Raw genomic sequence first — 13,233 nt, forward strand, 5'->3', positions numbered from 1 at the left:
TGGCGCGGACGGGCCTCGGAGTTCGACGCGGGCAGCGCGGCGACCAACGCGATCGAGCTGACCAAACGGCACCAGAAGGTGTCGCTCAGCAAGCAGAACGCCGCCGCAGGGCATCTGCGGGTCAACCTGTCCTGGCGGATGCGGACGTCCGACATCAGCGGGCCCAAACGGCAGAGTGTGCTGCGGCATCCGTTCCAGGCGCTGAAGCCGGAGCCCGTGCAGGCGCACAGCCAGTCCATGGTCAACGTCGACCTCGACCTCGGGTGCCTGTACGAGCTGGCCGACGGGACCAAGGGGGTCGTCCAGCCGCTGGGCGGCTTCCTCGGCGACATCAACGACCCGCCGTACATGCGGCTCAGCGGCGACGACCGGTTCGGGTCGGGGTCCGGCGAGACGATGTACATCAACCTCGACCACCGGGACGACTTCAAGCGGATGCTCGTCTTCGTCTACATCTACGACCAGACGCCGGCGTTCGACCGTACGCACGCCGTCGTCACGCTGTACCCCAGCAATGGGCCGCGGATCGAGATAGGTCTGGACGAGCGGCACTCGCAGGCGCGGTCGTGCGCGGTGGTTCTGATCGAGAACGTCAAGGGCGAGATCGTTGTGCGCCGGGAAGTGAAGTTCGTGTACGGCTTCCAGGCTGAGCTTGATCGGTTGTATGGGTGGGGGTTGCAGTGGGGGCGGGGATATAAGAGCAAGGCGGATCGCTGACGCCTGACCCTGAAAGTGCCCCCGGTTACAAGTCCCTCAGCGGCCGATGAACTGTGGGCCCTGCGGGGGCAGGCGGAAGTTGGGGTCCAGGGCTGCCGCTGCTGTGGCCGGGTGCGGGTAGCCGTAGGCCGGCTGGGACGGCTGGTGCGTGGGGGCCGCCGGGGGGTAGCCGTACGCCGGTTGGGACGGGACTCCGGTGGCGGGCTGCTCCGGGGGAAGCGGGGCCGAGACTTCCGGGGCCGGGGTCTGGGTGGTGGTCGCCGCCGCTTCCGACTCGTCGACCGAGATGCCGTAGTCCACGGCGAGGCCCTGGAGGCCGTTGGTGTAGCCCTCGCCGAGCGCGCGGAACTTCCAGCCGCCGCCGCGGCGGTAGAGCTCGCCGCAGATGAGGGCGGTCTCCTCGCCGGTCTCGGGCCTGATGTCGAAGTAGGCCAGCGGCTCGGCGTCGGCGACCGTGGCGTCGTAGATCAGGATGCGCAGGGACCGTACGCGATCGAAGGTGACGTCGTCGGCGGAGGCCACGAGGAGAATCTGGCCGACGGCGGACTCGACACCCGCGAGATCGGTCTGGATCGTGTCGGTGAGGCCCTCGGCGACCCGCTTCTTGCCGAGCCGCCACACCGTGCCCGAGGGATGGCGCGGCTGGTTGTAGAAGACGAAGTCCTCGTCGGACCGTACGCGTCCGTCGAGGCCGAGGAGCAGCGCCGAGGCGTCGACTTCCGGGGCACCCTGTCCGGGCGCCCAGCGCAGCACGGCGCGGACCGCCGTGGCTTCGATCGGGACGTTCGACCCCTTCAGCATCGCGTGCGTCATGCCGTCATCCTGCCCTCTCGGTCCTGATCACGACAACGCGGGGGCGAGGAACCGCCGGTGACGCGTCGGCGGAACGGTCTGTGGACCTGCGGAACGTCTGTGGAACCGTCGAGTGCCCGACATGGCCGGGTTACCAGATCTTCACGCCCGGCGGGAACTGATGTCACACATTTGTACGTACTATTACCGGCCACCATCGCGACGGCCGCCTAGCAGCCACGGGGGAACCACATGCGTCATTTCGGGCATATCGCCCCTGAGGAGCGTCAGCGCCTCTTCCACCGGGAGCCGGGTGAGTTCGACGCCGACTCCCCGGCCCGCGTGCTCGCCGCCGCCCTCGGCGCCACGCTCTACAGCCCTGCGACCCGGGAGCGGCTGGCCGACGACATCGTCAAGCAGGTCGGGCGCGGAGTCGTCTCCATGGTGCTGTGCCTGGAGGACTCGATCGACGACGCGGAGGTCGTCGGCGCCGAGGAGAACCTGGTCGGGCAGTTCACCGACCTCGCCGGACGGCCGGATGTCGAGCTTCCGCTGCTGTTCATCCGGGTCCGCTTCCCGGAGCAGATACCCGACCTTGTACGGCGCCTCGGCCCCGCCGTGCGGCGTCTGTCCGGATTCGTACTGCCGAAGTTCACCGAGGATCGCGGTATCGCCTTCCTGGAGGCGCTCACCGCGGCCGAGGCGGCTAGCGGGCGGCGGCTGTTCGCGATGCCCGTACTGGAATCGCCCGAGCTGATGTATCGCGAGACGCGCGTAGACGCCCTCCAGGGCATCGCCCACACCGTCGACAAGTACCGCGACCGTGTCCTCGCCCTGCGCCTCGGCGTCACCGACTTCTGCTCCTCGTACGCGCTGCGCCGGCCGCCGGACATGACCGCGTACGACGTCCAGATCGTCGCCTCCGTGATCGCGGACGTGGTGAACGTGCTGGGGCGCGCGGACGGGACCGGGTTCACCGTGACCGGGCCGGTGTGGGAGTACTTCCGGGTCCAGGAGCGGATGTTCAAGCCGCAGCTGCGCACCAGCCCCTTCCTCGCGAACCGGGCCGTGGACCTGCGCGAGTCGCTCATCGAGCACGCCCTGGACGGCCTGCTCCGGGAGATCTCCCTCGACCACGCCAACGGGCTGCTCGGCAAGACCTGCATCCACCCCTCGCACGTGCTGCCGGTGCACGCGCTGTCCGTGGTCAGCCACGAGGAGTACGGCGACGCCCAGGACATCCTGCGGCCCGAGCGGGGCGGCGGTGGAGTCCTGCGCTCCGCCTCCCGCAACAAGATGAACGAGGTCAAGCCGCATCGGGCCTGGGCGGAGAGGGTTCTGCAGCGGGCCGAGGTCTTCGGTGTGGCCCGGGAGGACATCGGGTTCGTGGATCTGTTGGCGGCGGGGTTGCCCGACTGAGATCCGGTTCGAGTCCTGACAGTCCTGACCTCCCACGCCCGCATTCACGCCGTACCGATGCCGTACCTACGTCGTACCGACAAGGAATCGATGATTAACGCAGCGAACGACACGAACGACACGACCGACCCGACCGGCCCCGTCGCCCCGGTCTGGTCCGGGACCTGGGTCGCCGAGCGGCTCGGGATCGAGCTGGTCGGGGACGGGGAGTTGAGCGGGCTGCTCGGGCTCGCGCTGCGGCGCAACCCCAAGCGGGCGCATCTGCTGGTGTCGAACGTGCTCGGCAAGCATGTGCCGCAGTCGCCGGCCGTCGTGTACGGGCACGGGTTCGAGCTGGGACGGCGGGTGCGGGAACTGCTCGGCGCCGCCGGGGCGCGGAACGCCGTCGTCCTCGGATACGCCGAGACGGCCACCGGGCTCGGGCACTCGGTCGCGGACGGGGTGGGCGAGGCGCCCTACCTGCACTCCACCCGGCGGCCCGTCGCGGGCGTCGAACAAGCCGGTGGCTTCGAGGAGTCCCACTCCCACGCGACCTCGCATCTGCTGCTGCCGGAGGATCCGACGCTGCTCGCGGGGCGGGGGCCGCTGGTGCTCGTCGACGACGAGTTCTCCACCGGGAACACGGTCCTCAACACCATTCGCGCCCTGCACGAGCGGTATCCGCGTGACCGGTACGTCGTCGTGGCGCTCGTCGACATGAGGTCGGCGGCCGATCAGGGGCGGCTGGCCGAGTTCGCGCGGGAGATCGGGGCGCGGGTGAATCTCGTCGCCGCGGCGAAGGGGACGGTGCGGCTGCCGGAGGGGGTGCTGGAGAAGGGGCAGGCGCTGGTCGCGGAGTACGAGGGTGCGGCCGGGGTGCCCGCCTCGGGAGGCGCGGCGCCGCGGGTCACCAGGGTGGAGCTGGACTGGCCGGCCGGGGTGCCGGACGGGGGGCGCCATGGCTTCACGCCGGCGCATCGCAGGCGTTTGGAGGCCGCGCTGCCCGACCTGGCCGGCCGTCTCGCCGAGGCCCTGCCGCCGGGGGCCCGGCGGGTGCTGGTGCTCGGCTTCGAGGAACTGATGTACGCGCCGTTGTGCCTGGCGAGGGAGCTGGAGCGGGTTGTGGGGGGCGGTGTGTCGGGGGTGGAGATACGGTTCTCCACGACCACGCGGTCGCCTGTGCTGGCGGTGGACGACCCCGGCTACGCGATACGCAGCCGGATCGTCTTCCCCGCGCACGACGAGCCCGCGGACGGGCCGGGGGAGCGGTACGCGTACAACGTGGCCGGGGGCGGGTTCGACGCGGTGGTGGCCGTCGTCGACTCGGTGGCGGACACGGCCGCGCTGCACGCCGGTGACGGCCTGCTGGCGACGCTCGCCGCGCATACGCCGAGCGTGCTGCTCGCCGTAGTGCCGTCGTACGTGCCGCCGTATGTGATGAAGAACGCGGCGGGGTTGTCGTCCCTGCCCCCGCACAGCCACGAAAGGTCCCCCATGCTGTCCGAGCCCCTGCGTGGCCCCGACTTCTCCTCCTACGCGCCGGAAGAGGTCGGATGGCTGCTCCAGGATCTCTCGGAGGTGACCTTGGAGGCGCCGACCGAGGAGCGGGAGGAGGCGATCCAGAGTGGTGGGGCGCACTACGCGGAGTCGTTGCCGGTGGAGTATCAGCCGAGTGAGCAGTACCAGGCTCTTTTCCACAGTGCGCTCGACGCCTCCTCCGATCGGATCGCCCTGGCTGTGGGGGTCGTGACCGAGACCGTGCTGGCCGAGCGGTCGCCTCGGCCCGTCATCGTGTCGCTCGCCCGTGCCGGTACGCCCGTGGGGGTGCTCATGCGGCGGTGGGCGCAGTACCGGCACGGGGTGGAGCTGCCGCACTATGCCGTGTCGATCGTGCGTGGGCGCGGGATCGATGCCAACGCACTGCGCTGGCTGGCGGCTCACCATGACCCGGCCGATGTCGTCTTCGTGGACGGCTGGACGGGGAAGGGAGCGATCACTCGTGAACTCGCCGCGGCCATCGAGGAGTTCGAGGCGTCGGAGGGGATCACCGGGTTCGATCCGGAGATCGCCGTGCTCGCCGACCCGGGGTCCTGCGTGCGGACGTACGGGACCAGGGAGGACTTCCTCATTCCCTCCGCCTGCCTCAACTCGACCGTGTCCGGGCTGATTTCGCGGACCGTGCTGCGGTCGGACCTGGTGGGGCCGGACGACTTCCACGGGGCGAAGTTCTACCGGGAGCTGGCCGGGGCCGATGTGTCCGTGGACTTCCTGGACGCGATATCCGCCCGGTTCGCCGGGGTCGCGGACGCGGTGGACTCCCGTACCAAGGAACTGCTCTCCGCCGACCGTACGCCCACCTGGGAGGGCTGGGCGGCCGTCGAGCGGATCAGCGAGGAGTACGGGATCCACGACGTGAACCTGGTCAAGCCCGGTGTCGGCGAGACCACCCGGGTGCTGTTGCGCCGCGTACCGTGGAAGATCCTCGCGCGGGCCGGCGCGGGCGCGGACCTCGACCATGTACGTCTGCTCGCCGAACAGAGAGGGGTACCGGTGGAAGAGGTGGCCGAACTGCCGTACACCTGCGTGGGGTTGATCCACCCCCAGTACACGCGGGGCGCGACCGGCGCCGACGGCAAGGCGGTGGCTGTCTGATGCCCGGGACTCAGGTACCTCACATGCCTCAGGTGCCTCACGTGCTGGTCGCCAGCGATCTCGACCGCACGCTCATCTACTCGGCCGCCGCGCTCGCGCTGACCATGCCGGACGCGCGGGCGCCCCGGCTGCTCACGGTCGAGGTGCACGAGAGCCGGCCGTTGTCGTACATGACCGAGACGGCGGCGGGGCTGCTGACCGAACTCGGGGACGCGGCGGTGTTCGTACCGACGACCACCCGGACGCGTAAGCAGTACCAGCGGATCAATCTGCCAGGGCCCGCGCCGAAGTACGCGATCTGCGCGAATGGTGGGCATCTGTTGGTGGACGGGGTCACCGATGCGGCGTGGCATGAGGGGGTGCTCGCCCGGCTCGCCTCCGAGTGCGCGCCCTTGAGTGAGGTGCGGGATCATCTGGCGGCCACCGCCGATCCGGCCTGGGTGCGCAAGCATCGGGTCGCGGAGGATCTGTTCGTCTACCTCGTCGTCGAGCGGGAGTCGCTGCCCGAGGAGTGGGTGAAGGATCTGGCTGTTTGGGCCGAGAACCGGGGGTGGACGGTGTCCCTCCAGGGACGGAAGCTGTACGCCGTGCCGAAGCCGCTCACCAAGTCGGCGGCCATGCGGGAGGTTGCGCGGCGGACGGGGGTTGAGTTGACGGTGGCCGCGGGGGATTCGTTGCTGGACGCGGATCTGTTGCTCGCGGCGGATCGGGCGTGGCGGCCTGGGCATGGGGAGTTGGCGGACGTGGGGTGGGGTGGGCCGGCGGTTACCGCGCTGGCGGAGCGGGGGGTTCTTGCCGGGGAACGGATTCTCAGGGAGTTTTTGAAAGCCTCGCGGGAGGGTTGAGCGGGGTTCCGGTGTCGGTGCCGGTCAGGGGGAGGGGCGTGTTGTGCGTTACGGGCTGAGGGTTCGTCGTGGCTTGTCGCGTCCACGCGGCGGAGCCGCGGATGTCACAGCCCCGCGTCCCTTTCGTGCCGGCCCTCCTCGGGAAGCGCAGCTGGTCTTCCGGCCGGGGCCGGCGCAGGTCGCCGCGCCCGTGCTGGGCGGCCTGCTGGTCGGTACCGCGCTGGTGTACGTGCTCCTGGCGGTCACCGGTGAGCGAATGACGGCGGGGGAGCTGTGGTCGTGCGTCTCGGCGGCCTTGCTCGCGAACGCGGTCCTGCCGCTGCTGTCCCCGTCATACGGCGTCGAACTCACCGACAGCCGACTTGTCATCCGGGGGGCCGGGCGGCGCGAGATCGAGTGGAGAGACGTCACCGGCCTGGAGGTCCGCAGGACTGTCGGGGTCCGGACGGTCGTCGTCTCGGTGTCCGACGGGCGCCGGATACCGCTGCGCGCGCCGACGTCCCTCCTGGACCGCCGCTTCGACGACAGGGCGCGGGTCCTCACGGACTGGTGGACCGCTCGCCGAGGTGGCAAACCCGACTGAACGCGCATCGGCCCACAGCCGTTGATCGAAGTGTGTTGATCAACCGCAGCAGCCGCCGCCGCAGCACCCGCCACCACCACCGCCTCCGCCCGCCCGGGGCGCGGATGCGGGCGCGGTGGCCGAGCCGCCGACCGCGACCGTCGACAGGAGCTTGACCGTGTCCGGGTGGCCCGAGGGGCAGTCCGCGGGGGCGGACGACTCGGCCATGGGGCGGCTGAGTTCGAAGGTGTCGCCGCAGGTCCGGCAGCGGTACTCGTAACGAGGCATACGGACAGGTTAGCCGGGGGGCGTGCGGTGGCTGTCGTTCCGCTTTCGACTGTTGGATTACACTGGCCAAATTTTCACGCTGCTGACCGGAGCAGTTGTGAAAGTGACTGATAATTTGTGGTCGCTGTGTGGAGGCCGGAAGGCCGGGGGAACAGGGGGCTCGTAGTCGCGTGAGTGGCGGCTGCGACTGTTCACACGGGCGATGCCAAGTGGGGAGGGGGGACGGCCATGATCGCTGTCCTGTGCCGATCGGGAGCCAGATGTCCCGGTCGAATAGTCGCCGGGCACGGGCGAAAGGTTGCCGCGCACTGCCGAATCGTTGCTGCGCATCGCTCGGGTCGCCGGTGCGGGGGAGCCCGCCGTGGCTAGCCGGGAGGAACCTCAGGAGGTGCCCTCGGAGTCCGACCTCACCATGCAGTTGAAGATCCCGGTCGCCCCGGCGGACGAGACGATGCAGCTGCGGGTGTTGGAGCCGGGTGTGCTCGACGGCCGCGAGGAGGAGCCGAAGCCGGGCGGGCGGGGGCGGCGCAAGGCGCCCAGGCCGTCTGTTCGAGCCAGATTTCTCGCCGTCGTCGGCGCGCGCCTCGCCCCGTTCGTCCCCTTCCTCCGCCGGATGCGTCCGCGGTACCCGCGTCCGGGCCGTACCGACTGGCGCCGCTGGCTGCCGTCCTGGCGGCAGTGGCTGGGGGTCGGGGGCGCGGCCTTCGGGATCAGTAGCATGTTCCTCACCATCGCCTACGCCACCACCGACATACCGGACGACCTCAACACCTTCGCCACCCAGCAGGACAACGTGTACTTCTGGTCCGACGGCACCCCCATGGCCCGTACCGGCTGGGTGCGGCGGCAGGCGATGCCGCTGAAGGACGTCCCCGAGGACGTGCGCTGGGCGGTCCTCGCGGCGGAGAACGCGAGCTTCTACTCCGACCCCGGCATCTCCGTCAGCGGCATCACCCGCGCGCTGGTGCGCACCGTCGGTGAGGGCGATACGCAGGGCGGCTCGACGATCACCCAGCAGTACGTCAAGAACGTGTACCTGTCCCAGGACCGCTCGCTGGGCCGCAAGTTCGACGAGGCGATGATCGCGCTCAAGCTCGACAACAAGATGAGCAAGGACAAGATCCTGGAGGCCTACCTCAACACCAGCTGGTTCGGCCGCGGCACCTACGGCATCCAGCGGGCCGCCCAGGCGTACTACGGCAAGGACGTCAGCGACCTGAACGTCAGCGAGGCCGCCGTCCTCGCCTCCCTCCTCAAGGGCGCGGGCCTCTACGACCCCTCCCTCAGCCAGGCCAACCGCGACCGGGCCGTGGAGCGGTGGGAGTGGATCCTGGACCGGATGGTGTCCATCGGGAAGCTCTCCGAGTCCGAGCGCGCCAAGTACACCAAGTTCCCCGAGCCGCTCCACCAGTCCAACCAGTACGACACCGGCAAGCAGAGCGACTACCTGGTCGAACTGGCGGCCCAGTACGTGAAGAAGGCCGCGAACATCTCCGACCAGGAGTTCGACATGGGCGGCTACCAGATCTACACGACCTTCGACAAGAGCCGCCAGACCGAGCTGACCGACGCCGTCACCAAGGCGCGCAAGGAGGTCAAGGAGGACGCCCCGAAGAAGGCGGAGACCGCGCACTTCGGCGCTTCGTCGGTCGCCGCCGACGGGCGGATCCTCGCCGTCTACGGCGGCCCTGACCACCGTAGACAGGGCTTCAACGAGTCGAACGCGACCACCGTCCCGTCCGGTTCGGCCTTCCTGCCGTTCGTCTACGCCGCCGCCCTGGAGCACGGCGTCGTCAAGGAACGCGGCGGCGAGCCGACACCTGTCACCCCGCAGACGGTCTACGACGGCAACGACGACATCCCGGTGACCACACCCGAGGGGCCGTACTGGGATCGCGGCGGCGACAAGGTCAGATCGCACAACGACGGCAACAAGTCCTGGGGGCAGATCACCCTGCACGACGCGCTGGCCAACTCGGTGAACACACCCTTCATGCAGCTCGGCATGGACACCGGCCTGGACACCGTGCGCGACACCGCCGAGGCGGCCGGACTGCTCTCCTCCAGCCTCGGGGCGCAGGTGCCCGCGCTGTCCGTGGGCAGCGCCACGCCCAGCGCGATCCGGATGGCCAGCGGCTACAGCACGTTCGCCGCGCTGGGCGAGCACACCGAGCCGTACTCAGTGCGGAAGATCACCCACAACGGCTCCAAGGTGGCCCTGAACACGCCGAAGCCGAAGCGCGCGGTGGGCGGCGAGGTGGCCCGGCAGGTCACCGAGGCGCTCACGGACGCCTTCCGCACCGACCACCCCACCTCGCCCGGTGCCGCCTCCTTCGAGGTGGCGGGCAAGGGCGGGACCACCCAGGACGACAAGGCGGCCTGGTACGTCGGGACGACGCAGGACGTGTCGACCGCGGTCGTCGTCTACCGCATCGATCTGAGCAAGAGCCTGGAACCGCTGCCGCTCGACGGGATCGCCGGAACGCCCAACTCCGGTGTCCCCTACGACATCTGGTCCAGTGCGATGAGTATCGGCTGACCACCGATGAGCACCCGCACCCGCCAACCCTCGCAGAATGAGCCGTACATGACTCCTGGCAGCAAGCCGTCCAAGGGCCGCCGCCGCAAGGCCCGTCCGCCCCGCCGCACCACCCGGCCGCAGTTCCTGACCCTGGCCGCGCTCCTCGTCGTCGCCTCGCTCGCCGGCGGCTACATGGTGCTGAATCGTTCGGCCAGTACCACGCCGACCGCGTCGTCCGCCGGGGGCGGGAGCGACAAGGGGAGCGCCGACAAGACCGCCGAACCCAAGTGGGACGGCAAGACGAAGATCATCGGGGATGGCTCGACCTCCTACACCGGCCCGCAGAAAGGCCGGTTGAAGGCCGAACCGCTCAAGCCGGGCGAGAAGCCGCCGCAGTTCGTCGTCTTCTCCTGGGACGGCGCCCTGGCCGGCGACGACGAACTCTTCCAGCACTACCGGGAGATGGCGAAGAAGTACGACGCCCACATGACGTTCTTCCTCACCGGCATCTATCTGCTGCCCCAGAGCAAGAAGACCCTCTACGACGCGCCGCAGCACGACAAGGGCGACGCCGCGATCAGCTACCCCACCGACGAGCACATACGCACCACCATCGAGCAGCTCGGTAAGGCGTGGAAGGAGGGCAACGAGATAGGCACCCACTTCAACGGCCACTTCTGCGAGGCGAAGGGCGGCGGCGAGTGGAGCGTCGCGGAGTGGAAGCAGGAGATCGAGGAGTTCAACTCCTTCCTGGAGAACTGGAAGACCAACACCGGCTACACGGACATGGACCCGCTGCCCTTCGACCTCAAGGCCATAACCGGTGGCCGCGCCCCCTGCCTGGAGGGCCAGCAGAACCTGATGAAGGCCGCCAAGGAGTTCGGCTACCGCTACGACGCCAGCTCCCCGGGCAGCTTCCAGGTGTGGCCCGGCAAGAAGAACGGCATGTGGGACTTCCCGCTGCAGATGCTCCCGTACGACGACGACTACCAGGCCCTGTCGATGGACTTCAACTTCCTCTACAACCAGTCGAACGGCTCGACCGAGGGTGACCCGGCCCTGTACCCGACGTGGCAGCAGGAGACCATCGACACCTACATGGCCGGCTTCAACCGTGTCTACTACGGCAGCCGGGCGCCCCTGTTCATCGGCAACCACTTCGAGCAGTGGAACGGCGGCATCTACATGAACGCCGTCGACGAGGTGATCAAGAACGTGTGCACCAAGAAGGACGTCAAGTGCGTGTCCTTCGACGAACTGGCCGACTGGATGGACGTACAGAAGCCGGAGACCCTGGCGAACCTCCGCGCCCTGGACCCCGCGCAGGCGCCGTCGGACTGGTCGACAGTGGTCGAATAGTCTGCCCACGTCGCTGACTTGTTATTCCCCCTGGCCTTACTCCACTTGAGGAGGTCATGTAAAGATTCGCTGCCCGGGTACGACCACCCCGAGGTCAAGGAGAATCCCAGTGAGATCAAGGACGTTGAGCCTCGGCAGCTCGACCCTCGCGGCAGCCGCGCTGGCCGCCGCACTGCTTCCCGTCACCACCGCGCACGCCGCGGCGCCACCCAAGGTCACGAAGGCGACCAAGGACGCCTTCGGCCGCGTCGCCGACAACGTGCTCACCGACCGCACGGCCGTCCTGCTCGGCAGCAAGGCCGCCCGCAAGTCGCTGAAGCCCACCGGCGGCGTCAAGCTCTCCGCCGACCGGAAGAAGGCCGAGGACGGCAAGCTGTCCGCCCTCAAGGTCACCAAGTCCCGTCTCGCCGACCTGGGGGAGGCCTACACCTCGGCCACCACCGGCGTCACCGTCGACAGCGCCAAGGTCAAGGGCAAGAAGGCCACGGTCAAGGTCACCGAGACCACGACCCTGAAGTACAAGAAGATACGCGGCGACGAGCCCGCCTCCACGGGCTTCGAGGCGCACCACGTACTGACCTTCACCGCCCAGCCGAACGGCACCTGGCAGCTGACGGCGATGCGCTCCACCGACGGCGGCGCCCCCCGCATCAACGAGCCCGTGGCCACGGCGGACGCCGGGCCCTCCCGCTCGCCGATGGCCGTCATCAGCGCCCCCAAGGCCGCCACGACCCGCCCCGCCCCCGCCAACCCGAAGACCATCACGGGCGGCAAGTACGACTACAGGGCGATGGCGACGTACACCGAGAAGTACTGGAAGAACTACAACCCGGCGTACCGCAAGTACAACGCGGCCGGCGGCGACTGCACCAACTACCTCAGCCAGGGCCTCCTGGCCGGCGGCTGGAAGCAGATCTCCACGGTCACGCCCGAGGAGTACGACACCTGGTACTACGCCTCGAACGGTACGGCCGACGCCTGGATCGGCGTCAACGAGTGGTCCTGGTTCACCCAGACCGCCAAGCGGACCACCGCGCTCGCGAACGTCTACCAGATGGACATCGGTGACGTGCTCCAGGTCGACTTCGACGCGGACGGGTCCAAGGACCACTCCATGATGACGACCTACCGCAGCTCCAGCGGCGTCCCGTACCTGACGTACCACGACGCGGACACCTACCGCCGTTCGGTCGCGAGCATCATCGCCTCGTACCCGCGCGCGAACTACTACGCGTACCGCACCTGATCCCAGGCCGCGACGTACACGAGCCTCACTCGGCGCCCTCCCCATCGTTTTCGGGGTGGGCGTCGGCCCGCTTCATCTTCACCGTCCCCACCGCGGCCTCGCGCCGCTTCTCGCGTTCGGCCTCCTCCGGGTGCCGGGCCCGCCAGTACGGGTTGTCGTGCGGCAGCGCCGAGCCGACTCTGCCGTACATCCCGAACGTCATCAGCAGGATGCCGACGACAAAGCTGAACAGCACGTTCTGGATGCGGAACGCCAGGAAGTTGGACTCGGTGTCCAGCAGGGCCATGTTGCCGAAGCCGCTGAGGATGAACAGGACGCCCAGCGTCATGTTCAGCGTGGAGGCGAAGTTGCCGCCGATCACCATGCCGACGAGCAGCAGCAGCCCCACCGCGATCGACAGGACACTCAGCGCGCCGTTGGTACTCAGCCCCACGACCTCGTCCCCGCGGGTGTCGAACCAGCCGACCTTGTCGATGAGCCCCAGGATCCCGAAGACCAGCAGGAACAGACCCATCAGGCCCGCTCCGACCCGGTAGACCCTGTTGAGGCGATGGTCGACGGGAAGGTGCTCATCGATCCTGATCCGCCGTCGGGGAGCCGCGTGCCGCCCCCTCGACCGCGGCGAATGCGTGGCATGTGTGGCCATGTCCGCCTCCTCAGGCATGAACGGAGGCCTGCGTACCACTCAAGGATCCGCCCGGGGGACGGGCACCGGCAACCCAGCCGTGCACCAATCAGCCCGTCCGGCGTTCGAGGACGAGCCCGAAGGGCGACAGGCGGGGGTCTGGGGGCGCAGCCCCCAGGGATGGGACGGGTAAGGGCGGCGGGGGCGAAAAAATCCCCCCCCCCCCCC

At 69.1% G+C, this 13,233-nt stretch carries 11 protein-coding genes; 8 read left to right on the forward strand and 3 right to left on the reverse strand.

The features are described 5' to 3' along the window. The coding region (locus F3T56_RS14275; protein ID WP_149825599.1) for a TerD family protein at positions 1–717 on the forward strand (717 nt) is incomplete at its 5' end. A gap of 36 nt (positions 718–753) precedes the next feature. Here F3T56_RS14275 and F3T56_RS14280 read toward each other — a convergent pair. Beyond that, positions 754–1,530: a TerD family protein gene (locus F3T56_RS14280; protein WP_149825547.1), complete on the reverse strand. Its 777-nt coding sequence runs from the start codon at positions 1,528–1,530 to the stop codon at positions 754–756. Positions 1,531–1,761: 231 nt separating this feature from the next. On the opposite strand from F3T56_RS14280, the gene F3T56_RS14285 reads away from it, so the two are divergent. The 4 genes from F3T56_RS14285 to F3T56_RS14300 all read left to right on the forward strand — a co-directional run bounded on the left by F3T56_RS14285 (position 1,762) and on the right by F3T56_RS14300 (position 6,987). Further along, on the forward strand, positions 1,762–2,928 hold the full coding sequence (locus F3T56_RS14285) for an HpcH/HpaI aldolase/citrate lyase family protein (RefSeq protein ID WP_149825548.1): 1,167 nt from the start codon (positions 1,762–1,764) through the stop codon (positions 2,926–2,928). Between the two features lie 90 nt (positions 2,929–3,018). Next, entirely contained in the window at positions 3,019–5,559 is a 2,541-nt protein-coding gene (locus F3T56_RS14290) for a phosphoribosyltransferase (RefSeq protein ID WP_149825549.1), read from the forward strand. Positions 5,560–5,582: 23 nt separating this feature from the next. Next, entirely contained in the window at positions 5,583–6,404 is an 822-nt protein-coding gene (locus F3T56_RS14295; RefSeq protein WP_149825550.1) for an HAD family hydrolase, read from the forward strand. 190 nt (positions 6,405–6,594) lie between these two features. Beyond that, positions 6,595–6,987, forward strand: a complete 393-nt coding sequence (locus F3T56_RS14300) for a hypothetical protein (protein ID WP_149825551.1) — start codon at positions 6,595–6,597, stop codon at positions 6,985–6,987. A gap of 39 nt (positions 6,988–7,026) precedes the next feature. Here the strand turns inward: F3T56_RS14300 and F3T56_RS14305 are convergent, their stop codons facing one another. Next, complete coding sequence (locus tag F3T56_RS14305) at positions 7,027–7,254, reverse strand: FmdB family zinc ribbon protein (protein WP_149825552.1); 228 nt, start codon at positions 7,252–7,254, stop codon at positions 7,027–7,029. Positions 7,255–7,666: 412 nt separating this feature from the next. On the opposite strand from F3T56_RS14305, the gene F3T56_RS14310 reads away from it, so the two are divergent. The 3 genes from F3T56_RS14310 (at position 7,667) to F3T56_RS14320 (ending at position 12,380) form a co-directional block, all read left to right on the forward strand. Then, complete coding sequence (locus tag F3T56_RS14310; protein WP_149825600.1) at positions 7,667–9,793, forward strand: transglycosylase domain-containing protein; 2,127 nt, start codon at positions 7,667–7,669, stop codon at positions 9,791–9,793. Between the two features lie 48 nt (positions 9,794–9,841). Next, on the forward strand, positions 9,842–11,134 hold the full coding sequence (locus tag F3T56_RS14315; protein ID WP_149825553.1) for a polysaccharide deacetylase family protein: 1,293 nt from the start codon (positions 9,842–9,844) through the stop codon (positions 11,132–11,134). A gap of 109 nt (positions 11,135–11,243) precedes the next feature. Next, the gene (locus F3T56_RS14320) at positions 11,244–12,380 is read left to right on the forward strand and encodes an amidase domain-containing protein (protein ID WP_149825554.1); all 1,137 of its coding nucleotides are present in this window, start codon (positions 11,244–11,246) and stop codon (positions 12,378–12,380) included. A 25-nt stretch (positions 12,381–12,405) separates the two neighbouring features. Here the strand turns inward: F3T56_RS14320 and F3T56_RS14325 are convergent, their stop codons facing one another. Then, complete coding sequence (locus tag F3T56_RS14325) at positions 12,406–13,026, reverse strand: DUF4383 domain-containing protein (protein WP_149825555.1); 621 nt, start codon at positions 13,024–13,026, stop codon at positions 12,406–12,408. Between the last annotated feature and the right edge of the window lie 207 nt (positions 13,027–13,233).

This window comes from Streptomyces tailanensis (assembly GCF_008386495.1).
GTDB classification, from domain to species: domain Bacteria; phylum Actinomycetota; class Actinomycetes; order Streptomycetales; family Streptomycetaceae; genus Streptomyces; species Streptomyces tailanensis.

Coding starts and splice junctions, on each gene's coding strand:
- F3T56_RS14285 (WP_149825548.1), top strand. CDS start 1,762: ATGCGTCATTTCGGGCATATCGCCCCTGAGGAGCGTCAGCGCCTCTTC.
- F3T56_RS14305 (WP_149825552.1), bottom strand. CDS start 7,254: ATGCCTCGTTACGAGTACCGCTGCCGGACCTGCGGCGACACCTTCGAA.
- F3T56_RS14315 (WP_149825553.1), top strand. CDS start 9,842: ATGACTCCTGGCAGCAAGCCGTCCAAGGGCCGCCGCCGCAAGGCCCGT.
- F3T56_RS14280 (WP_149825547.1), bottom strand. CDS start 1,530: ATGACGCACGCGATGCTGAAGGGGTCGAACGTCCCGATCGAAGCCACG.
- F3T56_RS14325 (WP_149825555.1), bottom strand. CDS start 13,026: ATGGCCACACATGCCACGCATTCGCCGCGGTCGAGGGGGCGGCACGCG.
- F3T56_RS14310 (WP_149825600.1), top strand. CDS start 7,667: ATGCAGTTGAAGATCCCGGTCGCCCCGGCGGACGAGACGATGCAGCTG.
- F3T56_RS14290 (WP_149825549.1), top strand. CDS start 3,019: ATGATTAACGCAGCGAACGACACGAACGACACGACCGACCCGACCGGC.
- F3T56_RS14295 (WP_149825550.1), top strand. CDS start 5,583: ATGCCTCAGGTGCCTCACGTGCTGGTCGCCAGCGATCTCGACCGCACG.